24 protein-coding genes and 1 pseudogene are annotated in these 25,739 nt (G+C 67.3%); 16 read left to right on the plus strand and 9 right to left on the minus strand.

The features are described from left to right. Window positions 1–50: 50 nt before the first annotated feature. Complete coding sequence (locus NVV99_RS08180) at window positions 51–1,664, minus strand: 4-hydroxyphenylacetate 3-hydroxylase family protein (protein WP_024102359.1); 1,614 nt, start codon at window positions 1,662–1,664, stop codon at window positions 51–53. Between the two features lie 35 nt (window positions 1,665–1,699). Next, on the minus strand, window positions 1,700–2,266 hold the full coding sequence (locus tag NVV99_RS08185; RefSeq protein ID WP_019288825.1) for a flavin reductase family protein: 567 nt from the start codon (window positions 2,264–2,266) through the stop codon (window positions 1,700–1,702). Window positions 2,267–2,520: 254 nt separating this feature from the next. Here NVV99_RS08185 and NVV99_RS08190 point away from each other — a divergent pair, with 254 nt between their 5' ends. After that, window positions 2,521–3,441 (plus strand): AraC family transcriptional regulator, encoded by a 921-nt coding sequence (locus NVV99_RS08190; RefSeq protein ID WP_024102358.1) that lies wholly within the window; start codon window positions 2,521–2,523, stop codon window positions 3,439–3,441. 10 nt (window positions 3,442–3,451) lie between these two features. Here NVV99_RS08190 and NVV99_RS08195 read toward each other — a convergent pair whose 3' ends face one another. Continuing rightward, window positions 3,452–4,249 carry an IclR family transcriptional regulator C-terminal domain-containing protein gene (locus NVV99_RS08195; protein WP_024102357.1) on the minus strand — a complete coding sequence of 266 codons (798 nt, stop codon included), beginning with the start codon at window positions 4,247–4,249 and terminating at the stop codon, window positions 3,452–3,454. Between the two features lie 190 nt (window positions 4,250–4,439). Here NVV99_RS08195 and catA point away from each other — a divergent pair, with 190 nt between their 5' ends. From catA to NVV99_RS08220, 5 genes are all read left to right on the plus strand, one after another. Continuing rightward, window positions 4,440–5,291, plus strand: coding sequence for a catechol 1,2-dioxygenase (gene catA, locus NVV99_RS08200; RefSeq protein WP_024102356.1), 852 nt, complete (start codon window positions 4,440–4,442; stop codon window positions 5,289–5,291). A gap of 151 nt (window positions 5,292–5,442) precedes the next feature. Next, complete coding sequence (locus NVV99_RS08205) at window positions 5,443–6,570, plus strand: muconate/chloromuconate family cycloisomerase (RefSeq protein WP_006553166.1); 1,128 nt, start codon at window positions 5,443–5,445, stop codon at window positions 6,568–6,570. A 37-nt stretch (window positions 6,571–6,607) separates the two neighbouring features. Further along, window positions 6,608–6,889 (plus strand): muconolactone Delta-isomerase, encoded by a 282-nt coding sequence (gene catC / locus NVV99_RS08210; protein WP_024102355.1) that lies wholly within the window; start codon window positions 6,608–6,610, stop codon window positions 6,887–6,889. A gap of 34 nt (window positions 6,890–6,923) precedes the next feature. Beyond that, complete coding sequence (locus tag NVV99_RS08215) at window positions 6,924–8,060, plus strand: alkaline phosphatase family protein (protein WP_024102354.1); 1,137 nt, start codon at window positions 6,924–6,926, stop codon at window positions 8,058–8,060. Between the two features lie 75 nt (window positions 8,061–8,135). Further along, window positions 8,136–9,104, plus strand: a complete 969-nt coding sequence (locus NVV99_RS08220; RefSeq protein WP_024102353.1) for an alpha/beta hydrolase — start codon at window positions 8,136–8,138, stop codon at window positions 9,102–9,104. 4 nt (window positions 9,105–9,108) lie between these two features. On the opposite strand, the gene ygiD is transcribed toward NVV99_RS08220, so the two are convergent. Next, a complete protein-coding gene (gene ygiD, locus NVV99_RS08225; RefSeq protein ID WP_019288822.1) occupies window positions 9,109–9,951 on the minus strand; it encodes a 4,5-DOPA dioxygenase extradiol in 843 nt (280 codons plus the stop codon). Between the two features lie 37 nt (window positions 9,952–9,988). Next, on the minus strand, window positions 9,989–10,825 hold the full coding sequence (locus NVV99_RS08230) for an alpha/beta hydrolase (protein ID WP_024102352.1): 837 nt from the start codon (window positions 10,823–10,825) through the stop codon (window positions 9,989–9,991). 128 nt (window positions 10,826–10,953) lie between these two features. Between NVV99_RS08230 and NVV99_RS08235 the strand changes: the two genes are divergently transcribed. The 3 genes and pseudogenes from NVV99_RS08235 to NVV99_RS08245 form a co-directional block, all read left to right on the plus strand. Continuing rightward, the gene (locus NVV99_RS08235) at window positions 10,954–11,700 is read left to right on the plus strand and encodes an MBL fold metallo-hydrolase (protein WP_024102351.1); all 747 of its coding nucleotides are present in this window, start codon (window positions 10,954–10,956) and stop codon (window positions 11,698–11,700) included. 205 nt (window positions 11,701–11,905) lie between these two features. After that, complete coding sequence (locus NVV99_RS08240; RefSeq protein ID WP_024102350.1) at window positions 11,906–13,585, plus strand: ABC-F family ATP-binding cassette domain-containing protein; 1,680 nt, start codon at window positions 11,906–11,908, stop codon at window positions 13,583–13,585. After that, window positions 13,582–14,826, plus strand: a pseudogene (locus NVV99_RS08245) (MFS transporter); the annotation flags it as partial. The gene NVV99_RS08240 and the pseudogene NVV99_RS08245, both read left to right, overlap by 4 nt. A gap of 41 nt (window positions 14,827–14,867) precedes the next feature. Here NVV99_RS08245 and NVV99_RS08250 read toward each other — a convergent pair. Genes NVV99_RS08250 through NVV99_RS08260 form a run of 3 tightly spaced genes read right to left on the minus strand, consistent with a single transcriptional unit; the run spans window position 14,868 to window position 18,351 of the window. Beyond that, on the minus strand, window positions 14,868–16,220 hold the full coding sequence (locus NVV99_RS08250) for an MFS transporter (protein ID WP_024102346.1): 1,353 nt from the start codon (window positions 16,218–16,220) through the stop codon (window positions 14,868–14,870). A 33-nt stretch (window positions 16,221–16,253) separates the two neighbouring features. Further along, window positions 16,254–17,234: a PDR/VanB family oxidoreductase gene (locus NVV99_RS08255; protein WP_024102345.1), complete on the minus strand. Its 981-nt coding sequence runs from the start codon at window positions 17,232–17,234 to the stop codon at window positions 16,254–16,256. Window position 17,235: 1 nt separating this feature from the next. Next, window positions 17,236–18,351 carry an aromatic ring-hydroxylating dioxygenase subunit alpha gene (locus NVV99_RS08260; protein WP_024102344.1) on the minus strand — a complete coding sequence of 372 codons (1,116 nt, stop codon included), beginning with the start codon at window positions 18,349–18,351 and terminating at the stop codon, window positions 17,236–17,238. Window positions 18,352–18,480: 129 nt separating this feature from the next. Between NVV99_RS08260 and NVV99_RS08265 the strand changes: the two genes are divergently transcribed. Continuing rightward, complete coding sequence (locus tag NVV99_RS08265; protein WP_024102343.1) at window positions 18,481–19,068, plus strand: PadR family transcriptional regulator; 588 nt, start codon at window positions 18,481–18,483, stop codon at window positions 19,066–19,068. A gap of 95 nt (window positions 19,069–19,163) precedes the next feature. On the opposite strand, the gene NVV99_RS08270 is transcribed toward NVV99_RS08265, so the two are convergent. Next, window positions 19,164–20,060, minus strand: a complete 897-nt coding sequence (locus NVV99_RS08270) for a LysR family transcriptional regulator (protein ID WP_006553175.1) — start codon at window positions 20,058–20,060, stop codon at window positions 19,164–19,166. Window positions 20,061–20,213: 153 nt separating this feature from the next. Here NVV99_RS08270 and NVV99_RS08275 point away from each other — a divergent pair, with 153 nt between their 5' ends. The 6 genes from NVV99_RS08275 to NVV99_RS08300 all read left to right on the plus strand — a co-directional run bounded on the left by NVV99_RS08275 (window position 20,214) and on the right by NVV99_RS08300 (window position 25,583). Continuing rightward, complete coding sequence (locus NVV99_RS08275) at window positions 20,214–21,587, plus strand: NAD(P)/FAD-dependent oxidoreductase (protein WP_024102342.1); 1,374 nt, start codon at window positions 20,214–20,216, stop codon at window positions 21,585–21,587. Between the two features lie 235 nt (window positions 21,588–21,822). After that, window positions 21,823–22,251 (plus strand): holo-ACP synthase, encoded by a 429-nt coding sequence (gene acpS, locus NVV99_RS08280; protein WP_024102341.1) that lies wholly within the window; start codon window positions 21,823–21,825, stop codon window positions 22,249–22,251. Continuing rightward, entirely contained in the window at window positions 22,248–22,490 is a 243-nt protein-coding gene (locus NVV99_RS08285; RefSeq protein ID WP_024102340.1) for an acyl carrier protein, read from the plus strand. The genes acpS and NVV99_RS08285 overlap by 4 nt, the downstream gene beginning before the upstream one ends. Continuing rightward, window positions 22,487–23,674, plus strand: coding sequence for an acyl-CoA dehydrogenase family protein (locus tag NVV99_RS08290; RefSeq protein WP_024102339.1), 1,188 nt, complete (start codon window positions 22,487–22,489; stop codon window positions 23,672–23,674). Before NVV99_RS08285 ends, NVV99_RS08290 begins: the two co-directional genes overlap by 4 nt. Continuing rightward, the gene (locus NVV99_RS08295; RefSeq protein ID WP_024102338.1) at window positions 23,671–24,627 is read left to right on the plus strand and encodes an amino acid--[acyl-carrier-protein] ligase; all 957 of its coding nucleotides are present in this window, start codon (window positions 23,671–23,673) and stop codon (window positions 24,625–24,627) included. The genes NVV99_RS08290 and NVV99_RS08295 overlap by 4 nt, the downstream gene beginning before the upstream one ends. After that, a complete protein-coding gene (locus NVV99_RS08300) occupies window positions 24,624–25,583 on the plus strand; it encodes a DUF1839 family protein (RefSeq protein WP_024102337.1) in 960 nt (319 codons plus the stop codon). The genes NVV99_RS08295 and NVV99_RS08300 overlap by 4 nt, the downstream gene beginning before the upstream one ends. Window positions 25,584–25,739: the final 156 nt, after the last annotated feature.

Consider the following 25,739-nt stretch of genomic DNA (forward strand, 5'->3'; position numbering starts at 1 on the left):
GCGCGGACGGGCAGGAGAACGGAGATCATCCGCCCGCGCGCGGGAGTCGGTTACTTGTAGAACGCGCTGACGTCGGAGTTGCCGATCAGGTCGGGCACGGTCCAGCCGTCGAGGTCGTACTCACTCATGAACTGCTCCGCGAAGCCCTTCATGGAGGCGACGTCACCGCGGCTCTCGGCGGCGAACAGCAGCTCGGCCTTGACGTTCTCGTGGTTGCCGGCATAGTTCCGTTCGTACAGTTCGTGGCGGCCACCGAACTCGGAGCCGATCGAATCCCACAGTGCCTTCATGACCTTCACGCGGTCGACCGCCTGGATGCCGTCGGAGCCGCGGACATACTTGTCGAGGTAAGGACGCACGTCCGGGTTCTTGAAGTCGGCGGCGGACGAGGGCAGGTAGATCAGGCCCGAGGCGACGTCCTGCTCGATGATCTCCTTGATGCGCGGGTAGCCCTGCATCGCGAACATGCGGTAGGTGAGGCCGTATTCGAGCTTGGGGATTACAGTGCCGTCGATCCACGGCTCCGGGTTGTTCACCATGGAGTCGGTGAGCGACCAGAACAGGTTGCGCCAGCCGATGACCTCACCGACACGGGTCTGCACGCCGCGGAATCCGCCGGCGCCGGTGGCGTCGAGAGCCTTCATGAGGAGACCGGCGATGAAGTCGAGCTTGACCGCGAGTCGCGTGCAGCCCTGCAGCGTGAAGCGCTGGAGGAAGCCGGAGCCGCCGAGGAAGTTGTTGATCTTCTCGACGTCCCCGTACATGAAGACGTTCTCCCAGGGCACGAGCACCTTGTCGAAGATGAAGATCGCGTCGTTCTCGTCCATCCGCGAGGAGATCGGGTAGTCGAACGGGGAGCCGACGATGTTCGCGTTCTGAGAGTAGGAGGCGCGCGAGATGAGCTTGATGCCGGGTGCGTCCATCGGCACCGTGCAGATCAGCGCGAATTCCTTCTTCTTGATCGGCAGACCGTAGTGAGCGATGAAGTTGTAGTTCGTGATGGCCGAGCCGGTCGCGACGACCTTGGCGCCGGAGACGATGAGGCCTGCGTCGGTCTCCTTCTCGACCTTCATGAACACGTCGCCGACCTGGTCCGGCGGTAGCTGACGGTCGACCGGCGGATTGATGATCGCGTGGTTCCAGTACAGGACCTTCTCCTGCGACTCCCGGTACCAGCGCTTCGCGTTGTCCTGGAAGGGCGAGTAGAACTCGTCGTTCGCGCCGAGCGTGCCGAGGAAGGACGCCTTGTAGTCGGGGCTGCGGCCCATCCAGCCGTAGGTCAGCCGTGCCCAGGTGGCGATGGCGTCGCGGTCGGCCCGCAGGTCGTCGGCGGACTTCGGGGTGCGGAAGAACGGCATGGTCACGCCGCCGTTGCCGGTGTCGGTGGGGGTGGTGAGGGTGTTGACGTGCTCACCGGTGTGGAGGGCGTCGTAGAGGCGCGCCGTCATCCGGATCGAGTTGCGGAAGGCCGGATGGTTGGTGAAGTCCTTGACTCGCTCACCGTGCAGGTAGATCTCGCGACCGTCGTCGATGGAGGCGATGTACTCGTCGCCGGTCATGGGGCGGGAGGCGAAGTTCTTCTGCTGGTTGGCCGGGGAGTCCGCGGCGACGTTCACCTTGGAACGATCGAGGGTCTCCGAGGGCCGGGGTTCGGTGGTGGTCATGGGATTTCTCCTTGTCCGGGGGGAGTGGAAGATGTTCAGGCGTGGGCTGCGGCGAGGTGGAACGGCACGAAGCGGGTCTGCGAGTCGAACCATCCGCTGTGCGGATCGTCGAGCGAGCCGTTCCACGCGGTGGACGTGCTCGGGGCGCCGAGATCATGGAAAGTGCTGCGGTAGAACAGGAGTGGGTCGACCGTCTCGTCGAAGGTGGCGTCGACGATCTCGCCGATGTAGATGATGTGGTCGCCGCCGTCGTATTCGCGCCAGGGCGTGCACGACAGTGTCGCGGCGGTGCCGGCGAGGATCGGGGCGGTGGGGCCCTGCTCCCAGACCGGCTCGGGCGACTGGGGGCGTCCTGCGAAGTGCAGTGCAGTGTCGAGCTGGTTTGCGGCGAGGATGTTGACCGCGAACGGCGCGTCGGACAGGAACCGGCAGGCCTTGGAGGTGCGGGTCAGGGTGACCTGGCACAGGCGGGGCTCGAGCGAGACGGCGGTGAAGGCGGTGACGGTCGCGCCGTGGGGCTCTCCGTCGCTGTTCGCGCAGGTGATGACGGTGACGCCGCTGGCGAACTGTCCGAAGATATTGCGGAGTGTGCGCTGATCCATGTCTGCGTCCTCCTGTCCGGTGCGGGTTGTGGTGGACTTCGATTCGATGTGACACAGACCATATGGACGTCGTGGAACTTGTGCGATCCAGTGAGCGCGGTCACTATCCACCTAGCGCGGTGAGTGGGCCGAAGGGCCCTGTTTGCCTGGGGATGTGTTCCGCATCACACTGGATCGCACGCGCTCGAACCACACGGATGCGCAGGTCGGAGCGCCGACGACGAGCTGGAAACGAAGGTGAGGGGCCGATGGCAATGGAGCCGACTTCGGGGCCGGTCGATTGGGAAGGGGTGGAAGAGGCTGTCTCGAATGCCTATTTCGAGCACGAACTGACGCCGCTCGACGACGTCGCGCCCTCGCTCCGGCTCCGCACACTGCCGCTCGGGCCGATCCGTCTCACGCGCATCGGCTGGGGAGCGGCGGTGTCGATCCGCAGCGAACATCCCGGGGCGTACGCGGTGAACATTCCGATCGCCGGTCGGATCGCCGCCGGCAACGGGTTGGTGTCGGAGGTCGGGCACGCCGCCGTCTTCCGTCCCGACACCGCAGCTCCGGAACAGAAGTGGACGAACGACTGCGAGATCGTCGGGATCAAGCTCGAACGCGACTATCTACAGCGCGAGATGTCGCGCATCCTCGCCCGTCCCGACCTGCAGCTCCCGAATCGGGTGGATCTGACGACGCAGGCGGGCCAGAGCTGGATGACGCTGTTGCGCTCGGTCGTGGAACAGCTCAAAACGGACGAATCGCTCTGGCGGAATCCGCTTGTCTCGGAGCAGTTGTCGGGTGCTCTGACGACCTCGTTCATCCTCGCGGTCATGCCGGAGGACGCGGATCCGACCGGCGGGGCGCGCCCGCGCATCATCAAGCGTGTCCTCGACCGGTTGCACGAGGATCCCGCCTCGGCGTGGACCACCGCCGAGATGGCCGAGGTGGCCGGGGTCAGCGTGCGGCGCCTGCAGGAGGGGTTCCGCGAATATCTCGGGGTGTGCCCGCGCGACTATCTGCTCGACCTGCGCCTCGAGCGCATCCACGAGGAACTCGCGGTGGGCGATGCGGCGGAACTGTCGGTCACCGATGTGGCTCTGAAGTGGGGTATCACCCATACCGGCCGGTTCGCGGCGGCCTACAAGCGCAAGTACGGGGTGGCACCGTCGGTCACGCTGCGTGGGTGATCGAGGGCCGTCAGTTGTGGTGGTAGCCGAGCTCGCTGCTGAGCCTTTCGGCGCAGTTCACGACCCTTTTCGTAGCGAGATCGCGGAACGAGTCGAGGGTGTGCCGACCGGTCGACGTCGAGCACGCGAGCACTCCCACGGCATAGCCGGAGGGGTCGAAGACGGGAGCGGCGATCGTGATGAGCCCTTCCTCGAGTTCGGCGGAGGTGATCGCGTAGCCGCGGTTGCGCACGTGGGCCAGTTCGGCACGCAGGTCGTCGGGGTTGTCGATCGTCGCGCTCGTGAATCGTACGAACTCGGTTTCCTCGAGCACGCGATCGACGATTTCGCGTGGTGACCAGGCCAGCAGCGCCCGACCCATCGACGTCGCGTAGGCGGGGACGCGGGTGCCGACGGAGACGTTGATGGTCATGATCCGGCGGACCGGGACGCGTGCGGCGTAGACGACCTCGGTGCCGTCGAGTACGCCGAGGGATGCGGATTCGTTGGCGTGCTCGGCGATCTCGACGAGTTTCGGCAATGCCGAGTCCACGAGAGTGTGGGATTCGGTGTAGTGCCGGCCGATACTGAGCACGCGTGGAGTGAGCGACCATCTCGTGCCGTGCGAGGTGACGTAGCCGAGTTTCTGCAGGGTCAGCAGGATCCGGCGGACCGCGGGTCGCGACAGGTCGGTCTTGGCGGCCAGCTCGGCCAGGCTGGGGTTCGGGTCCTTGTCGTCGAAGGCGTGCAATACCGCAAAACCACGTTCGATGCTCTGGATGAAGTCTCGATCGTTGCTAGGGCCATTACCTAGGTCGATGCTCGGCATCCTGCCTCCTACCTGCGTACTTGTTGATACTGCCCGATCCGGTGTTGACAAGCTGTGTGACACCACGCACAGTATGTGATGTACGCACTGCGATACACAAGTACGCACAGCGTACTGACCGGTGATCACCGCAGCCCCTGTGTCGCACCGGCCCCACACTTCCGATAGTTCAGTCCCCACGAGGAGAGCCATGACCACCATGGAGAACCCCACCGCCCACGGGTCCGGCAACGCTGCGACCGACAAGTTCAAGTCCGAGCGGGTCACGTCCGACACCTCGGTCGAGCGTGCGTCGGCGATCTACCAGGACGTGATCGGGGCTTTCGCCGACATCATCCAGAAGCACCAGGTGACCTACGACGAGTACCGGGTGCTCAAGCAGTGGCTCATCGACGTGGGTGAATACGGCGAGTGGCCGCTGTGGCTGGACGTCTTCCTCGAGCACGAGATCGAGAAGGTGCACTACAACCGCAAGGGCTTCACCGGCACCAAGGGCTCCATCGAAGGCCCCTACTACGTCCCGGACAGCCCGAAGCTCCCGGCCAAGTGCACGATGCCAATGCGCGAGAAGGACAAGGTCGCGCCGCCGCTGGTCTTCAAGGGCCAGGTCACCGACCTCGAGGGCAACGGCCTGCATGGCGCCACCGTCGAGCTGTGGCACGCCGACGAAGAGGGCTTCTACTCGCAGTTCGCCCCCGGTATCCCCGAGTGGAACCTGCGCGGCACCGTCGAGGTCGACGAGAACGGCAACTTCGAGATCACCACGCTCAAGCCGGCTCCCTACAAGATCCCGGCCGACGGACCGACCGGCTGGTTCATCAACTCCTACGGCGGACACCCCTGGCGTCCGGCCCACCTGCACCTCATGGTGAAGGCTCCCGGCAAGCGCGCCATCACCACCCAGCTGTACTTCAAGGGCGGCGAGTGGGTCGAGGACGACGTCGCCACGGCCGTCAAGCCCGAGCTCATCCTGGATCCGCAGCCCAACGCCGACGGCATCGACGAAGTGACCTACAACTTCGTACTCGACCCCGAAGCGTGATCCGCACCGCGGAAACCGCCCGATCCGGCCCCCGCGCGCGAGTCGGTTCTGCGTAACGAATGCCGGTGCCCCACTGGGGTACCGGCATTCGTGCTGAATGCAGGGTCGACGTATTCCCCGTCACACCCCGATCCGATTGTGAGCAATTCCGATGTCCGACCCCGATCTGAAGATCGCCTCCGTCACCACGACGATCATCGATGTACCGCTGATCCGACCCCACAAGTTCGCCACCACCACCGCCGAAGCGCAGCCGATCCTGCTCGTCGCGGTGACCACCGAGGGCGGCGTCACCGGTTACGGTGAAGGCGTCGTGCCGGGCGGGCCGTGGTGGGGCGGCGAATCGGTCGAGACGATGCAGCAGATCGTCGATCGCTACATCGGGCCCTACATCATCGGACGCGGAGTCGACGAGATCAGTGGCGTCATGGTCGATATCGAGCGCATCGTCGCCAACGCGCGATTCGCGAAGGCCGCCGTCGACGTCGCGATGCACGACGCGTGGGGACGCGCGCTGGGTGTGCCGGTCGCGTCGCTGCTCGGCGGTGCCTTCCGGACCGGCGTCGACGTGCGGTGGGCGCTCGGCGCCGCGCCGCTCGAAGAGATCGTCGAGGAGGTCACCCACAAGCGTGAGCAGCGCCTGAACTACTCCTTCAAGCTCAAGATGGGTGCGCTCGACCCGGCAGTCGACACCGATCGTGTCGTCAAGATCGTCGAGGCGTTCGGCGGCGAGGTCGGATTCAGCATCGACGTCAACGCCCGCTGGGACCGTTTCACCGCGCTGCGCCACGTCCCGCAGCTCGTCGACGGTGGAGTCGAGCTCATCGAACAGCCCACTCCCGCAGATCAACTCGACGTGCTCGCCGAGATCAACCGACGCGTCTCGGCGCCGGTGATGGCCGACGAGTCCGTGCAGACCCCGCACGACGCGTACGAGGTGGCCAAGCTCGGCGCCGCCGACGTCGTCGCGCTCAAGACCACCAAGTGCGGCGGACTGCAGCGCAGCAAACAGGTCGTCGCCGTCGCGAAGGCGGCCGGCCTGCGGTGCCACGGTGCGACCTCCATCGAAGGCCCCATCGGGACCGCCGCGTCCGTCCACTTCGCCTGCGCCGAACCGGGGATCGACTACGGCACCGAACTGTTCGGTCCGCAGTTGTTCGCCGTCGAACTGCTGCAGGAGCCGCTCGACTACTCCGAGGGCCAGGTGCACCTGCCCGAGGGGCCGGGACTCGGCGTCGAACTCGACATGGACGTCGTGAAGAAGTACGCGCGTTCCTGATTCGCGCTCTCGTCAGAACAGAAGAAGGAGAAACATCATGGCACTGTTCCACGTTCGGATGGACGTCGACATCCCCCGCGATCTGGACCCCGACGTGCGCGCCGAGACCGTCGCGAAGGAGAAGGCCTACAGCCAGGATCTCCAGCGCCAGGGCAAGTGGCGGGAGATCTGGCGGATCGTCGGCCAGTACAGCAACATCTCGATCTTCGACGTCGAGTCGGCCGACGAATTGCACGAGATCCTGTGGAACCTGCCGTTGTTCCCCTACATGAACGTCGAGGTCATGCCGCTGACGAAGCACGGCTCCGACATCAAGTGACCCTCGGCGCAGGCGAGTGGCTCATACTCGGGTTATGAGCCTGCCACTGCGCGACGTCTACGCCGAGCCGACCCTCGCCGACCTGATGCCTTCGGTGCTCTCGTCCGCGGGGGTCGCCGGTGAGACCAACCGACTCGATCTCACTCCCGTCGATCACACCGTCGTCCTACTCGTCGACGGGATGGGATGGGAGTTGCTGCAGCGCAACGCGAAAGCCGCTCCGTACCTGACGCAGGTGCCGGGGAGCCCGATGCGTGCCGGCTTCCCGACGACCACCGCCGTCAGCCTCGCTTCCCTCGGGACGGGGCTGCCGTCCGGCCTCCACGGCATCACCGGTTACCAGTCGTACGTCGACGAGATCGAGGCCCCGGTCAACTGGCTCCGCTGGACCCTCGCCGGAACCGCGATCGACCAGCGCGACGATCTTGTACCCGAGACCGTGCAGCCCCACCCGACGGTGTTCGAACGCGGCCGCGAGGCGGGCCTGACCGTCACCACCGTCATGCCGAATGCCTTCGAGGGCAGCGGCCTCACCCGGGCCGTGCTGCGCGGCGGCAACTTCGTCGGGGTCTCCGCCTACGGCGATCTGCTCGCCCAGGTCGTCGCCGCGGTGAGCGCCGGCGACCGCAGCCTCGTCTACTGCTACATCGGCGAGGTCGACACCCTCGGACACGTCTACGGACCGGAGTCCGCGGCGTGGCTCGCGCAACTCACGGTGGTCGATCGTTTCGTCGAGCAACTCGCCGACGCGCTGCCGACCGGCACCCGCCTGCTCGTCACCGCCGATCACGGCATGGTCGACGCCTCGCGGGGTCGCCGCATCGACTTCGACCACACCCCGGGTCTCGGTGAGGACGTCACCGTCATCGCCGGGGAACCGCGGTGCCGCCACATCTACACCTACCACGTCGACCGGGTCCTCGAACGCTGGCGCAACGAACTCGGCGACCACGCGTGGGTCGGCACCCGCGACGACGCGTTCGCGGCGTGCCTGTTCGGATCCGATCCCGATCCGGCGCTGGCCAAACGGATCGGCGACATCGTGGCCGTCGGACGCGGCGAATCGACGGTGATCCGCAGCGACGGCGAGCAGGTCATGTCGAACCTTCCCGGGCAGCACGGGGCGTTGACCGACGAGGAACTGCTCGTGCCGCTGCTGCGGATCGGGTGACGCGTTCGAGGTCCGGGGCCGCCGGGTGTCGGAACTCTCGATGCCCGAGACGTATCGGTCGCATAGTGTGTGCACATGCGTACCGATGCGGTGACCTGGCACGACCGCAGCAGTAGGGTCGCGCTGATCCTCCTGTGGGTGGTCCGGATCCTCTTCAAGCCGATTCTGAGTCTCTGGCCGAGCAACGACTTCGGCATCGCCGTGCTCGGCCGGCTGTCGTGGGTGGTCGACAGGATCACGCCCACGCCGCGCGCCGTGCACGTCACGCAGACCGAACTCGGCGGAGTGCCCGGTGAGCGGATCATCTCCCCGAAGCCGGTCGACGATCCGCTCGACGACGCCACCATCCTCTACTTCCACGGCGGCGGCTTCATCTTCTGCGGCCCGTCCACCCACCGTCAGCTGTGCGTGCAGCTCGCGCTCGATTCCGGTGCCCCGGTGTACTCGATGGACTACCGGCAGGTGCCCGCGGTGCCGATCGCAGGTTCGGTGCAGGACGCGATGAACGCGTACACCGCTCTGCTCGAGGTGGCCGACGATCCCACGCGCATCGTCGTCGGCGGCGACTCGGCCGGCGGTTATCTCGCGGCGAAGGTCGCCGAACTCGCCGCGCGTCGCGGCATGCAGCGACCGGCCGCGGTGATCGGGTACTCGCCGCTGCTCAACCTCGACCTAGACAAGCACGACCCGAAGTACATGGCGCGGGACGCCTACCTGCCCATCAAGGCACTCGGGAAGATCAGTCCGCGCTGGTTCGCCGGGGAAGAGGCGATCGAGGGCGAGACGAACCCTGTCGACGCCGATCCGGCGCTGTTCCCTCCCATGTTCATGTGCGCCGCCGAATACGAGCTGACCAGGCCGGACGTGGAGATCATGACCGAACGACTCGCGTCGGCGGGACGCACCGTGGAGACACATCTGTGGCGCGGGCAGATCCACGCGTGGCCGGTCCTGGCCCGCGCGATCCCCGAAGCCATGGAACTGATCGGGCTCAGCACCCGGTTCGCGCGACGCGCGATCGTCGCAGTGGACGACGCCGCCTGAACGCTCACAGGTTGGTGTCGGGCGGCTCCGGGCTCTCGGGCAGTCCGGCGCCGTGGCCGTCCCCGTCGCGCGGCGGACAGTTCCCGCCGACGGCGTAGGACGTCATCGACAGCGATCCGTATTCGACACCGTCGACGAGGGTCTCCGGTTGCTCCCCGGACTCGGCGGCCAGACCCGCGACGTACAGCAACGGCAGGAAATGATCGGGGGTCGGCACCGCGTGGCGGTAATCGGGGTGCTCACCCAGCGCCGCGGCGTCACCGGGACGGTCGCGCAGAACGGCGAAGGCATCCTCGTCGAATCGGTGCGCCCAGTCGAACCCCGCGCCCGGGCGTCGCGGATCCATCGTGCCGAGGTTGTGGACGACGTTGCCGCTCGCGACGATCAACACCCCGCGATCGCGGAGTCCGGCGAGACGGGCTCCGAGTTCGACGTGATAGTCGAGCGGCTTGTAGGCGTTGAGGCTGAGCTGCACCACCGGGACATCCGCCTCCGGGAAGGCGTGGGTGAGCACCGACCAGGTGCCGTGGTCGATACCCCACGAGTCGACGTCGGCACCCACCCACGTCGGGTGGACGAGGTCGGCGATCTCCTCCGCCAGTTCCGGAGCACCGGGCGCCGGATACTCGACGTCGAACAACTCCTGCGGGAACCCGAAGAAGTCGTGGATCGTGCGCGGCGACCGCATCGCGGTCACCGCGGTGGCGTTGATGAACCAGTGGGCGGAGATCGCCAGGATCGCGCGGGGCGTCGGCACGGATCGCCCGAACGCCGCCCAGGCCTGCGTGTACCGATTCGATTCGAGCGCGTTGAGCGGACTGCCGTGGCCGACGAACGCGACCGGCATGCGTGACGACACGCCCTCTCCTTCCGGTTGTCGAGCCTCAGTTGTCGAGTCGTGTCTTCAACCAGGCCGTCAGGTCGTCGAGCACGCGGTCCTTCTCCGGCTCGTTGAACACCTCGTGGTACAGCCCGTCGTACAACTTCAGCGTCAAGTCCTTCGAACCCGCACGGTCGGCGATGAGCTGCGACCCGGCCGGATCGGCGAGCGCATCGGCGGTTCCGTGCATGACGAGCAACGGCAGCCTCAGGTTCGGGAGGCGCCGCTCGAGGCTCTGCTCGTTGAGCACCAGCACCCGCGCGAGTCCGGCGGGCACGAGACCGTGGTGCACGAGCGGATCGGCGTCGTACGCCGCGACCACCGCGGGATCGCGCGAGACCGCTTTGCTGTCGAACTGCTGCACCGGCACACCCGGCAGGAAACGCCCGATCAGCTTGCCGATCTCCACGACCGGCTTCGGTGTGCCCGACGTGACGATCACCGCCGGCCCCGACAACACGAGCGCGTCGAGCCGGTCCTGATGGTCGAGCGCGTAGGCCAGAGCGATCGCACCGCCCATCGAGTGACCGAGCATGAAGACCGGCAGGCCGGGATGCGCATGGGTCGCCAGATCGATCAGGCTGTCCAGGTCATCGGTGAACTCGCGCATCTCCCGGGCGCGCACACGCTTGCCGCCCGACCGTCCGTGACCGCGGTGGTCGGGGGCGTACACGACGAGGCCGAGATCGGTGAGCCGCGCGACGACGTGGTCGTAGCGACGTGCGTGCTCACCCAGCCCGTGGCTGAGGATCAGCACGCCGGTAGGGGCCTCCGGCGACCACACGTCGTACACGATCGGGATCGCGCCGACGCCGGTGAACGACGATTCGGTGTGCTCCATGAGCGCCTCCTGCGGCCTCGTCGACAGATGTTCCTCGCATCTTCGCACGAGTACCGGCTCGGAGGCTTGTGTCCGGCCGGAGACAGAGGCACGCTCGAAAGAAGGGGGTGCGACCAAGGAGACCTGTGATGGAAACCGAGATCACCGAGATCGCTCCGGATGTCTACCGCGTGTCCACATTTCTCGACGCGGCGAACCTGACGATGAACCAGTTCCTCGTGGACGGTGACGAGCCTCTGCTGTTCCATACCGGATATCGGGCGTTGTTCCCGCCGGTGTCGGAGGCGATAGCACGGTTGATACCGCTGGATCGGTTGCGGTGGATCACCTTCGGGCACGTCGAGGCCGACGAGTGCGGATCGATGAACTCCTGGCTCGAAGTGGCGCCGGCGGCGGAGGTCGCCCACGGTGCGATGGGTTGTTTCGTCCAGGTCGCCGATCTTGCGGATCGTCCACCGCATCCCCTGCAGGACGGGGACGTCCTGGCCACCGGGCGCCGTCGGGTGCGGCACATCGACACCCCGCACGTTCCACACGGATGGGATGCAGGTCTGATGTTCGAGGAAACGACATCCACCCTGTTGTGCGGTGATCTGTTCACGGCGTTCGGTAGATATCCGGCACGGACGACGAGCGAGATCGTCGGCCCCGCTCTGCAGGCGGAGGACCTGGGTCGCGCGACGTGCCTGACCCCCGAACTCGGACCCACCATCCGCGCACTCGCGGACCTGCACCCGAGCACTCTCGCACCCATGCACGCCCCGGCCTACGAGGGTGATTGCGCCGCGACCCTCGAGGAACTTGCTGCGGCATACGAGGAACGGTTCGCCGCCGAGGCGGACGTGCGCCGTGGCCGAGGACCGAAATCCGATTGACGGTGCTCGGGCGCTCGGTACCCTGGAGATCATGATCCAGGCGCTCTACTTCCACTGACGACACCCCCTCCGCGGCTCGGGACGTCCTCCGAGGTCGCGGTTCGAGCCGTACCCGAATACGGCCGAGTGTCCGGCCGTTCGTCAGCGAGCGCATCCTCCCACCCGTGATCCGGGGACGAGTGCGCCTCCGCACGGAGGAAACCACATGACCATCAGCATCACCATGCCCCGGCGCTCTCGCGCCCAACTCGGCGCCGTCGACGTCCACCTCGCCCGCGACGGTCATCCCGTCCTGCGCGGCGTCGACCTCGCGGTCACGCCGGGCTCCCGGCTGGGCGTCGTCGGGGAGAACGGGCGCGGCAAGTCCACGCTGCTGCACGTCCTCGCCGGCCGCCTCGAACCGGACTCGGGGACGGTGCGTCGGTTCGGCTCGTTCGGTATCGCCGAGCAGGAGATGACCGTCGCCGAGGGGCGCACCGTCGGCGATCTCGTCGACATCGAGCTGGCGCACGTCCGCGCCGCGCTGCGGGCGCTCGACGAGAGCACCGCAGCACTCGCCGACGAACGTCCGGGCGCCGCCGACGCGTACGCCGACGCCCTCGAGATCGCCGAGCAACTCGACGCGTGGGACGCCGACCGTCGCGTCGACACCGCCCTCGAAGCGCTCGGCGCCGTCACCGACCGCTCGCGACCGCTGGCGGAGATGTCGGTCGGGCAGCGCTACCGCGTGCGCCTGGCCGCACTGCTCGGCGCCGAACACGATTTCCTGTTGCTCGACGAGCCGACCAACCATCTCGACGCATCGGGGCTCGACTATCTCACCGAACGCCTGCAGCAGACCCGCAGCGGCGTGGTCCTCGTCAGCCACGACCGCGCCCTGCTGACCGACGTCGCCACGTCGATCCTCGACCTGAACCCGAGCCGCGACGGTCGCCCACGCCTGTACGGCGGGGGATACGCCGGCTTCCGGACGGGACGCGAGGCCGAATACGCCCGTTGGGTGAGCGAATACGCCCGCGAGCAGGCCGAGCGGGCCCGGCTGGAATCGGACCTCGAGTCCGCGCAGGATCGGCTCGTCACCGGCTGGCGGCCGGAGAAGGGCACCGGCAAGCACCAGCGTGCCACCCGCGCGCCGGCGCTCGTGCAGTCGGTGCACCGCCGTCAGGAAGCGCTGGACGACCATGCCGTGGCGGTACCGGTACCGCCGCTGCAGTTCTCCATGCCTGCGCTCGGCGCGGAGGCCGACGGGATCGACCCGGACACACCCTTGGTGCGCGTCGAGGACGTCATGGTGCGCGGCCGGCTCGACCGTCCGGTCGATCTGGCCATCCTCGCCGGTTCGCGGCTCGTCATCACCGGACCCAACGGCGCCGGCAAGTCGACGCTGCTCGCGGTCCTGGCCGGCGAGGTCGAACCGACGGCGGGAACCCGCGAGAGTGATCCCGTCGTACGGATCGGCCGGCTCGCCCAGGAGTCGCCGGCACCGTCGGCGGCGCAGGTGCAGCAGGTCTACGACGCGCACGTCGGCGAACTGATCGTCGCCGGCCTCGTCCCCGACCAGGGAGCCGTCGATCTCGACGAACTCGGACTGTTCACCGAACGTGACCTCGGCAAGCGGGTCCGCGACCTGTCGATGGGCCAGCAACGACGCCTCGACCTGGCGATGGTTCTCGCCGCGCGACCGCACGTGCTGCTGCTCGACGAGCCCACCAACCACCTGTCGATCACGTTGGTCGACGAACTGACCGACGCCCTGGGGGCGACCGACGCCGCGGTCGCCGTGGCCACCCACGACCGGCAGATGCGACGCGACATCGCCCACTGGCCGCACCTGGTGCTGGGATCGGCCCCGAAGGAATGCACCCGGAAAGGACCGAAGCCATGAACGCTCGGGTGCGCGCACTGGCACCCCTGCGGCACCGCGACTACCGCCTGCTGATCGGTGCCGTCGCGGCGGAATTGTTCGCGGCCGGGATGTGGACGGTCGTGATGGTCTTCCAGGTGATCGCCATCCGCGACACCCCGACCGCCCTGTCGATGGTCGCGGCGTGCCTGAGCGCCGGCCTGCTCGCGTTCGCGCTCGTGGGCGGGATCGCGGCCGACCGGTTGCCGAAACGGGCCGTGCTGGTCGCGGTGCAGGCGGTGAACCTCGTGACGGTTTCTCTCGTGACGGCGCTGGCGCTCTCCGACGCGATAGCGCTGTGGCACATGGCGGTTGCGTCGGCGGTGCTGGGCGCGGGCACGGCGTTCTTCTTCCCCACCTACACCGCGCTGTTGCCGAATGTATTGCCCGCGGAGGAACTTCTCGCCGCGAACGGGATGGAGGGCGCGCTGCGACCGACCCTCCAGCAGGGCGCCGGACCGGCCGTGGCCGGAATGGTGGTCGGGGCGTTCATCCCGGCGACGGGCGCGTTCATCGTCGCCGCCTTCCACGCGTGTGCGCTCGTGTTGTTGTTGTGCGTGCGCGTCCCCCGGGAACGGATGGAAGAGACCGAGTCGCAGGAGAAGACGAGTGTGCTCGCCGATCTGAAGGAAGGCATCTCCTTCACGATCACCACACCGTGGCTGTTGTGGACCCTGATCGCCGCGTGCGTCATGACCTTCGTCGTCATGGGGCCGGTCGAGGTGTTGCTGCCGTTCATCACCCGCGAATTGTTCGACAACGGGGAGCAACGGTTCGGCACGATCCTCGCGGCCTTCGGTGTGGGTGGAGCCCTGGGTTCGTTGGCGGTGTCGTCGCGACCTCTGCCGCGTCGCTACCTGACCATCATGCTGATGTGCTGGGGTGTGGGAACTCTGCCGTTGGCCGTCTTCGCCTTCACGACGTCGTTCACGGTCATGATCATCGCGACGTTCGTCATCGGATTCGCCGACGCGGCGGGCATGGTCCTGTGGGGGACCCTGCTGCAGAGGCGCGTACCGCTCGGCATGATCGGCCGGGTGGCGAGCCTGGACTTCTTCGTCTCGCTCGCCCTCATGCCGGTGTCGATCGCGGTAACAGGTCCGCTGTCCACGGTGGTGCCGCGGTGGGTGCTGTTCACCGTGGCTGGTGTGGCACCGCTGGTGCTGATGCTGATCGCGCTCGTCGCCGGGCGGATGTTCGCGGACGAGATCGCGAACCCCCTGGACACCGGCAACGAGCGCGTCGACATGGTGGTGGAACCGGCTCAGCGTGCCGAGTCGGTGGAGACGGCGGCAGGCACCGCCTCGGACGAGGCGTCCGCCGAGTGTGCCGGGCGCAGCGCGAACAGTGCCACTGCGGCGAGCACGACCACGCCGGCCACTCCGAAGTAGAGCTGTTCGGGCGTCCATCCCGCATCGAGGAGCACACCGGCCGCGGTCGGTGCGAGGATGGCACCCGCTCGGCCGATACCGATGGCGGAACCGACGCCGGTGGCCCGCAACTGCGGTCCGTAGAGGGACGGCGCGAGGGTGTACAGGCCGGCGATGCACCCGTTGATGAGTCCGCCGATCAGGATGCCGAGTGCGAACGCCAGCGTCAGCGTCGAGATCGACATGATGAAGACGGTCATGGTCGCGGCGGCGGCGATGGTGAAGGTGAGCAGGACCGACCGGGTGGCCCAGCGGCTGGCGAACACTCCGAAGAGCACCGAACCGACGGTGCCGCCGAGGGTGAGCATCATGCCCGCCGTGGCGCTCTGGTCCTTCGTGAGACCGGCGGTCTCCAGCAGCGACGGCGTCCACGAGTTGACGAAGTAGAAACCGAACATGGTGGCGAAGAAGGCCGCCCAGAGCAGCACCGTCGAGCGGGTGTTGCTTCCGGAGAACAGGTCCGAGATCCGTCCTGCCCGCGGTGCCGCCTTGTCGGCGGAACGGGCGAGCGCCGGGACGGGGCTCTGGCCGATGCGTCGCGCGATGGTGTTGATCCGGTCGAGATCGCCTGCGCGTCCCCGGCTGGTGAGGAAGTCCAGGGATTCGGGCAGCAGGACGACGAGGAGGGCAAGTGCCAGGCCGGTGAGGACGGCGCCGGTGACGAAGACTGCACGCCAACCGTATCCGCTCTGCAGACCGACGGCGGCCATACCGCCGATCGTGGCACCCACACCGTATCCGGCGGTGTAGATGCTGATCGCCAGACCACGCCAGCGGGCCGACGAGTATTCGCTCGCGATGACGGTGGTGCAGGCGAGGACGCCGCCGATACCGAGTCCGGTGATGACCCGCCAGATGCCGAGTTCCCACGCCGATCCGGCGCTCGCGGACAGGCCCATGCCGGCGGTGGCGAGTGCGACCGACATCAGGATCAGGGGCCGTCGGCCGATCCGGTCGGCCATCGGGGCGAGAGCGAGAGCGCCGACGGCCATGCCGATCAGACCCGCGCTGAGCAGCACGCCGAGTTCCGATCCGCCGAGGCCGAAGTCGCTGCCGATGCTCTTGGCGGTGAACGCCAGGGCCATGACGTCGAATCCGTCGAGGATGTTCAGCACGACGCACAGGGCGACGACCATCCATTGGTAGGGATGCATCGGCGAGGCGTCGATGCGTGCGCGAAGATCCATCGTGTTTCCTCGTGGTGTGAAAATGCGCGGTTGTCAGGGAAGGTCGAGCGTGACGACACCCGTCGTCGATCGGGGCGATGCCGAATCGCGCACCACGCGTGACACGCAGGCGCACATCCGACGCGAGGAGCGCTTCTGCTCCTCGCTGAAGAAGACATCGCGGTGGTCGACGCGACCGTCGAGCGAGGCGACGGAGACCTCGCACAGGCCGCATTCGCCCTTGCGGCAGTCGAACATCATGTCGACGCCGGCACGCCGGAGGGCGTCGAGCATCGATTCGTCGGAACCGACGGTGGTGGTGACGTCGAGTTCGGGCACGGTGACCGTGAACTCCTCGGCGTCGAACCATCCACTGTTGCCGAAGGTCTCGTAGCGGAGGTTCGGCATCGGCAGGTCGCGGTCGTGCCACCGGCGCCGCACGGCGTCCATCAGGCGGATCGGACCGCACATGTACAGCTCGGTGGTGTGATCGACGCCGTCGACGAGCGCGGCGACGTCCAATCCTGTTCCCTCGTCGTCGATGTGGACGTCGAGACGGTCGCTGTGGAGGGCTTCGAGTTCGGGCAGGAAGGCCATCGCGGAACGGCTGCGACCGACGTACACGAAGCGGTAGTCGGCACCGAGGCGGCGGAGCACGGCTCCCATCGCGCGGACGGCGGTGATGCCGATGCCGCCGGCGAGCAGGACGTAGCGCGGTGCGCCGACCCGCAGCGGGAAGTTCTGGAGCGGCTCGGTGATCTCGAGTTCGTCGCCGGGACACAGCGAGTGCATGTACTCGGAGCCGCCGCGCGAGGTGGGGGAGCGGTGGACGCCGAGTGTGAGGCGACCGTCCGGACCACCCGCCGCGAGGGAGTACGAACGCGTGTCGCCAGAGGGGAGACGCACGTCGATGTGGGCGCCTGGTTCGACGCGGTGGGCGGTGTCGGCGGCGAGGGTGATCTCGGCGATCGAATCGGCGGCCCGCTCGACACTCACGACTCGGGCCCGCTGCCAACGGATCTGGTTGTTGCTCATGTCAGTGGGCTCCCTCGGGAACGGCGGTGGCCGAGGTGAGGTTCCGCTCCGCTTCGACCATGCGCTGGATCAGGCGTCGCACCCACATGCCGCCGGCGTCGATGTTGAGGTTGTAGAACTCGTGATCCGGGTTCGCCTCGATGGCCTTCTGCTGCGCGGTGAGCATCGCCTCGTCCTCACCGAACACGCCGTGCACGCCGTCGCGCAGCTGCGTGGTGATGAGCTGGCTGTCGAGGCGGTAGTTGCGCATGAACGCCCAGAAGTAGAGGGCGGTGCTCTCGTCGACGGGGGAGATGGTGTTCATGACGAAGCCGTTGACGCCCTGGCTGCGGTCGCCTTCGGGAGCACCGGTGCCGGCCTTGGCCACACCGACGTCGATGCGGATCGTGGACGGTGCCTGGAACTCGATGATCTGCCAGCGGTCGACCTTGCCCTCGAAGCCGGGGAACTTGTCGCGCATGTTCTCGAGCCAGAACGGCGGTGCGTCGATGTCGTGCATCCAGCGGGTGACCGTGACGGTGCGGTCGTCGTGGGTGACGACGAAGTCGGACTCGCTCAGCTCGTCCTGGCCGATGGACGACGAGTGCACGAACTCCTCGTGGGTAAGGTCCATGAGGTTGTCGAGGACGAGCTGGTAGTTGGCCTGCACGTCGATCGTGCGTCCGTCGCCCGCCCAGTCGGGGGAGTCCATCTGGAACATGTCCGGGATGAGATCGGGATCGGCCTGCGTCGGGTCGCCCGGCCAGACCCACACGAAGCGGTGCCGCTCGACGACGGGATAGGACGCCACCATCGCGGACGGGTTGATCGTCTGCTGGGCGGGCATGTGTGTGCAGCGACCTGCGGAGTTGTACTGAAGACCGTGGTAGGGGCACTGGATGCCCTCGCTACCGATGAGCTTGCCCATCGACAGCGGCGCGAGGCGGTGCCAGCAGGCGTCGGCGAGGGCGACGGGACGGCCCTCCTCGGTGCGGTAGAGGGCCATCGGCTTGCCGGCGATGGTGCGGGCGAGGATCTCGCGGCGACCCACCTCGTGATCCCAGGCGACGACGTACCAGGCGTCGAGCGGGTAGGCCATGTTCTTCGCGGTCGCCCCGGTGGGGCCGAGATCGGTCATGTCGGATCCTCCGAACACTGAGGGTGAAATAACTATCTACATAGATAGTCGGTGAGCTGGAGCACACACTATCTATCGATATAGTTATTCGCAAGGGTGGAATACTCGCCCGAGGAAAGGTGGTGGTCCATGAGCCTGCGATACGCGCTGCTCGCGTTGCTCACCGCCGAGCCTCTGACCGGCTACGACGCGGCGAAACGGTTCGGCGGGTCGGTCGGGCACGTCTGGCATGCGCCCGACTCGCAGATCTACCCCGAACTACGCCGGATGGAGCGCGAGGGCCTCGTCGAGGGCGAACAGGTGCGCTGGGGTCCCAACAGCACCAAGACCCGGTACTCGATCACCGGGGAGGGCGTCCGGGCCTTCCGCGAATGGATGTCCACCCCGCTGGACTACGCCCCGGTGCGCGACGCCGCCCACATGCGCGCGGCCTACTTCGAATGGACCGACCCGGACAGCGCTCGCGAGTGCCTGGAACGGCACATCGATCACTACACCGAACAGATCGCCCAGTGGACCACGGTGCGCGATGCGATCCTCGACCTCAGCAACGCGACCATCGCGCGACGCGTGCAGAAGTATCCGGCCGAGGACCACGAGCGGATCATCGCGTTCAAGGCGTTCGCGTACGACGGTCTCATCGGCCGGGGCGAGGCCGAGATCGCGTGGGCACGTCAGGGCCTCGAACTCCTCGACAAGCTGTCGCCGCGCAACTGAGGCGCCCCGGGACCGCAGCGACGCGCGAACTGGTCAGCGGAGCGCGGAATTGCACGCACCGATGACCGTTTCGCGCTCCGACGTGTGCGATCGGATCACGGCGTGCTGTCCGTCGGCGGCACGATCGAATGGGCGAGCGCCCGCATGAGGAACTCGAGTTCGGGATTGGGCGTCGCGTTGCTCCGCACCACCCCGCACACCGGAACCTGCAGCCGGTGGTGGATCTCGCGCATGAACTTCAGCCCCTTGCGGGGTGTGTCGGCCGCGGTGCCGGCGTAGAGCACGGTCCACGCCCTCGGGTTGGTGAGCACCTCGAGAGTCGCGGTGTGGTCGCTCGCGATCGGAGGTCCGAGGCGCACGCGACGACCGACCTCGACGAAGGCGTCCTCGACCACGCGGTGCAACAGCACCTGGCTGCCGCGCGGCGGCAGCAGCAGCGGGTAGTGGGCGAGGTCGCCGAGATCGACGGTGGAGAACGCCGACAGCGGGTGCTCGCTCGACGTGACGATGACGAGCTCTTCGATGCCGAGACGGATCGCCTCGAGCCCCGGGCGGTCGACGTCGCCGCGGATGAGCGCGAGATCGGCATCCCCGGACGCGACGGCGTTGACGCGGTCGGTGAAGTCCTTGATGACGAACTCCACGTCGATCTTGGGGTGACGTTCGCGGACGCTGGAGATGGCGTCGAGGCTCTGCGCCGCGAAGCTCATGTTCGCCGTGATGCGGATGCTCTCCCGCGGTTCGTGGCCCACTTCCAGGGCCTTCGCCTCGAGGCTGAGCACCTCGGCGGCGATCGGCATCAGGCGTCGGCCGGCCGAGGTGAGCTTGACCGAACGGGTGGTGCGGTCGAACAGGGTGGTGCCCAGTTCGTGCTCGAGCTTCGCGATCTGATGGCTGATCGCCGACTGCGAGATGAAGCAGCGCTGGGCAGCACGGGAGAAGCTGCCCTCCTCGCCGACGGCGAAGAAGTAGCGCAACTGACGGAAATCCATGGCTCCTCCCGGGAACGTGCCATCCGCATTTATGAGCGAAACAGATAACAGTTTTTCGAATATCCCAGGTTAGTGGATAGCGAGGGTACTTCGTACCTACCTTGGTAGTCATACATCAACGGAGATGACAAGTACGTGGAGGTTTACGACAGCATGGACGATGCGGACACAGCGACCCTGGTCGATCGGACGGACGTCGTCATCGTGGGTTCCGGCTTCGGAGCATTGGCCACCGCCAAGAAGCTCGCCAAGGCCGGCACGCCCTTCGTTCTGATCTCGGAGACCACCGAGCATCTTTTCCAGCCTTTGCTCTACCAGGTCGCCACCGGCGTCCTTTCACCCGGCGAGATCGCCCCGTCCGTGCGCGCGATCCTGGCCGAATACCCCAACGCCGACGTCCGCCTGGGCCGCGTCGTCGATGTGCTCCCCGAGGAGAACACGGTTGTCTACGAGGCCGGCGGTCAGCGCCTGCGTCTCGGCTACGAGTACCTCGTCGCCGCGACCGGCGCCCGCCAGGCGTACTTCGGACGCGACGAGTTCGCCGACCTGACGTACGCGCTGAAGACCGTCGAGGACGCCGAGAAGCTGCGTCGCCAGATCGTGCGCTGCTTCGAGGAAGCACACGTCACCACCGATGCCGAGCGTCGGAAGAACCTGCTCAGCTTCATCGTCGTAGGCGCCGGCCCGACGGGCGTCGAGCTCGCGGGACAGATCAAGGAGCTCGCGCAGCGCTACTTCGCCGAGAACATCGGCAACATCCGCGCCGACGACGTCACCGTCACGCTCGTCGAGGGCGCAGACAAGGTTCTGCCCCCGTTCGGTGGCAAGCTCAGCGAGTACTCCAAGGAGTCGCTCGAGAAGAGCGGTGTCGACGTCGTCCTCGGCACGATGGTCACCGACATCGACGAGCACGGTGCCACGCTCACCACGCCCACGACCGAGGAGACCCGCCGCCTCACCGCGGAGACCATCATCTGGTCGGCAGGCATCCAGGCCAACGACTTCGCCGACGTACTCGCCGAGCGCACCGGCTGCGAGACGGTCCGCGGCGGACGCCTGCTCGTCGACCCCGACTTCACCGTCGGCCGCAGCGACAACATCTTCGCCATCGGCGACATGGTCACCCTCGACAACCTGCCGGCGCAGTCGCCGTTCGCCATGCAGGGTGGCCGGCACGTCGCGAAGATGATCACCGGCAAGGTCGCGATGGGCACCCCGTTCCAGTACAAGGACAAGGGAAGCATGGCGATCATCAACCGGTTCCGCGCCATCACGCGGGTCGGGAAGATCGAGCTCACCGGCTTCATCGCGTGGGTGCTGTGGCTCGCCGTCCACCTCGTCTACCTGGTTGGCTTCCGCAACCGCTACATCGCCGTCATGTCGTGGTGCGGTTCCTTCCTCGGACACCGCCGCCCCCACTTCTACTATGCGCAGGACGCCGTCCCGGTGCCCGCTGCGGAGAAGGAGGAGCCGGCAGCGAAGGACGAGCCGGAGAGCGACAAGGAACCCGTGCGGACGTCCGCATAACTTCAGATCCCCGAAAGACTCCGACCACCCGGTCGGGGCCTTTCGTCGTTGACGCGCCGAACCGGGATCGACGCCGCGTGTTGCGGTGGCGAGCCCCGGTTCACCACGTGAACCGACGCGCCCGGCGGGTGAAAGTCGGGGTGATTTCCGGGATGTCCTGCAAGCCAGAGACGTTCGGCTGGTGTACATCGGCCGACCTGCGGCTACCGTGTGCAGCGCATCCCGAGGAGTGACCATGAACGATGGCAGCGGCCCCCGCGTCGCGACGACACGTGTCGGCTGCGATGTCGTCACCGTCCGAGACATCGCGTCGAGCATCGACCGGTTCGGCGACCGCTACCTGCAGCGTGTGTTCACCCCGCACGAGCTGGACGTATGCACCGGACCGGGGCGCGCCCAACGCCTCGCGGCGCGCTTCGCCGCGAAAGAAGCCGTCATGAAGGTCCTGCGTCCGCGCGAGCACGCGGTTCCCTGGCAGGCCATCGAAATCCGCCGCGCGGACTGGGGCGGATGCGCTGTCGTACTGGCCGGTAACGCGGCCGCCCTGGCGCGAGATGAACAGGTGACCGACATACAGGTCTCGATCTCCCACGAGCCCGAATACGCCATCGCGACGGTCGTGGCGACCCGCGTCGACGAAGCAGAAACTGGAGAACACCCATGACGGAGCAGGTGATCCGCAAGGTCCTCGGTGAGCACGCGAAGCTGTCGGTCGACAGCACGGCGCTCGACCCCGCCGCAGACCTCTACGAGCTCGGCCTGACATCGCACGCCAGCGTGAACGTGATGCTCGCCCTCGAAGACGCCTTCGACGTGGAATTCCCCGACGAGCTGCTGCGCAAGAGCACCTTCGCGAGCGTCGGCGCCATCAGGTCGGCGTTGACGGAACTGGGCGTCGCGTGACGTCGACGTCCGCGCCCCTCACCGTCGCGGAGAAGGCCGGGCTGTCGCTGCTCGCCCGTGCCGAACTCGTCGGACGCGAGAGCGCCGGCCCCGCGGCCGCCGCGGTGGATCGTGAGGGACGGTTCCCGCACGAGGCAGTCGACGCGCTGCGCATCCACAAGCTGCTGAACTGCGCCGTCCCCGTCGATCAGGGTGGGGAGGGAGCATCCCTCGGTGAGCTGTGCGCCGTCGCCCGAATCCTCGGCCGGTACTGCGCCTCCACCGCGATGATCTTCGCGATGCACCAGACGCAGATCCTGTCGCTGGTGCATCACTCCACTCCCGGTGTGGCCACCTTCGTCGCCGAAGCGGTGGCGAACGATTACCTGATCGCTTCGGCGACCACCGAACTCGGCACCGGTGGCGACGTGCGCAGCAGCGTCTGCGCCGTGGCCCGCGACGGCGACACCGTCACGCTGACGAAGAACGCGCCGGTCATCTCGTACGGCGAGTACGCCGACGCGATCCTGGTGACCGCGCGTCGCACCGCCGACAGCCCGCCCAGCGACCAGGTGCTCGTCGTGTGCCGACGCAACGACGTGACCCTCGAACCCACCGGCAGCTGGGACACCCTCGGGCTGCGCGGTACGTGCAGCCCCGGATTCGTCCTCACCGCCACGACGTCCGCCGATCTCGTGGTCGGCACGGCCTACGCCGAGATCTCCTCGCGCACCATGCTTCCCGTCTCACACAGTGTGTGGTCGGCGGTGTGGCTCGGAATCGCCGACGCGGCGCTGGAGAAGGCCCGCTCGTTCGTGCGTTCGGCGGCCCGCCGCAGCCCGGGGGTCACCCCGCCCGGTGCGCTGCGACTCGCCGAAGCGGCCGCCGTGCACCAGCAGTTCTCCGATCTCGTCGCCGCGTCCGCCGCCCGGTTCGACGCCGCCGCGTCGGCGCAGGAGGAATCGATGTCGGGCATGGGTTTCTCGCTCGCCATGAACAACCTCAAGGTCACTGCGTCCACGCTCGTCGTGGATCTGGTGAACCGCGCGATGCTCATCTGCGGGATCGCCGGATACCGCGAGGATTCGCAGTACTCACTCGGCCGCCACCTGCGCGACGCGCACGGTGCCGCCGTGATGGTCAACAACGACCGCATCATGAACAACTCGGCCCAATTGTCGATCGCCTACCGGGGGACGCTGTGACAAGTACAGCCATTGCCAGCACCGCAACCGACGAGCTGTCCGAGCTCGAGCGCGCCCGCCTCGACTTCCAGCAGCAGTTGCTCGAGACCGAACTGCTCGTGGAGACCGGTGTTCCCGGCCTCTACGGTCGGTCGGGTGTCTTCGAGGACATCGTCGACGGCATCGACCGCGTGGTGGTCGCGGCAGGTCCGGGCCGGGCCGCGACGCGCCTGCGCTTCCCGCCGGTCTTCCCGCGGACGAGTTTCGAGCGCACCGACTACATCGCCTCCTTCCCGCACCTGACCGGAGCGGTGAACACCTTTGCGGGCAGCAACGCCGAGCACGCCGAACTGCTCGCCGCGCGGTCGAAGGGCGAGGCGTGGGATCCGTGGCTCGAACCCGCCGACACCGTGCTCGTCTCCGCCGCATGCCATCCCGCCTACTCGCGGTACACCGGTACGCTGCGTGAGGGCGGTGAACTGCTCGACGTTCTCGGTTACTGCTTCCGGCACGAGCCGGCCGTCGACCCCGCTCGCATGCAGGCCTTCCGGATGCACGAGTTCGTGCGTATCGGTACCGAGAACGACGCTGCGCAGCATCGTGATTCCTGGGTGGAGCGAGGACTCGAGGTGCTCGACTCGCTGGGCCTCGACGCGACCGCTGTACCTGCCAACGACCCGTTCTTCGGGCGGGCCGGGCGCATGCTGGCCGTCAACCAGCGCATCGAGAACCTCAAGACCGAGCTGACGGTCCGGCTCTACGGCGACCTCGACGACGGCACCGCCGTGGTCTCGTGCAATTGCCACCGTGAGCACTTCGGCGAGACCTTCGAGATTCGCACTGCCGACGGCGAAGTCGCGCACAGCGCGTGCGTCGGATTCGGAATGGAGCGGATCGCCCTGGCGCTGTTGCGGACCCACGGACTCGACGTCGACCGCTGGCCCGCACCGGTACGCGACAGGCTGTTCCCGTGAGCGATCGGCTCATCGACGTCCGCGTCGACGGGTACTCGCCGCACTTCGTGCACGCTGCCGACCGGATCTGGACCGAGACCAACTGCTACGTCGACCTGTGGGTAGAGGCGCTGCATTCGCTCGGCCACGATCCGGTCCCCGCTGCCGCGTGCGCGTTCTCGGCCCGGTTCGACGGAGCCCAATGGACCTTCCTCAAGTTCCGCCCCGAGGACCTGTTGGCGCTGTACGGGATCGACGTCGCGGAGATGAACGTCTGGCGCCGCCCCGTGGATCACCTCGAGGGCAATGCCGCCGCCGGACTGCTGTCGACGATCGAGGTGGACGCCTTCTGGTTGCCCGACACCGAGGGAACCGGTTACCGGGAGAGTCGTTCGAAGACGACGATCGTGCCCAATCTCATCGATCGCGACAGCGGGACGCTCGAGTACTTCCACAACAGCGGCTATCACGTTCTCACCGGTGAGGACTTCCGCGGAGTCTTCGGCCTCGACGAGCCGGTGCCCACCTGGCCTCCCTATCTCGAACAGGTGCGCCTCGACGCGGCACAACCGCAGTGCGACGCCTTCGACACCGTGGTGCTCCGGCACCTGCGCATGCGCGCCGGCTCGAATCCGGTGCGCGAGCTCGGCGAGCGGGTGCTCGCCGACATCGACCCGATTCGCACCGGAGGGATGGACGTCTTCCATCCGTGGACGTTCGGGGTGCTCCGTCAGTGCGGTGCCACCGCCGAACTTGCCGCGGACGTCAGCGTCTACATGGACGGTCGCGGATATCCCGGTGCGGCTGCCGCAGCCGACGGATTCCGCGCGGTCGCCGAGGGCGCGAAGAGCGTGCAGTTCCGGATGGCGCGTGCGGCACGCGGCCGCAATGTCGACCCCGGCGACCAGCTGATAGCGATGGCCGCTGCCTGGGAGGACGCCATGGCGACCGTCGTCCGCGCCGCCGGGGTGCGGTGACGGGATTCGACGCACATGGATCTCCTGCACGATGCGCGATGGCGTTGTCTCCGTGTCGCTCCCGGGACAGTCGAGCACCCCGGTGAGTTTCCGGCGGACGGTCCTTGGCTGCCGGTCCGTATACCCGGGACGGCGGCAGGCGCGATCCGGGAATCC

The organism is Rhodococcus sp. PAE-6 (assembly GCF_025290685.1).
Taxonomy (GTDB): Bacteria; Actinomycetota; Actinomycetes; order Mycobacteriales; family Mycobacteriaceae; genus Rhodococcus; species Rhodococcus pyridinivorans.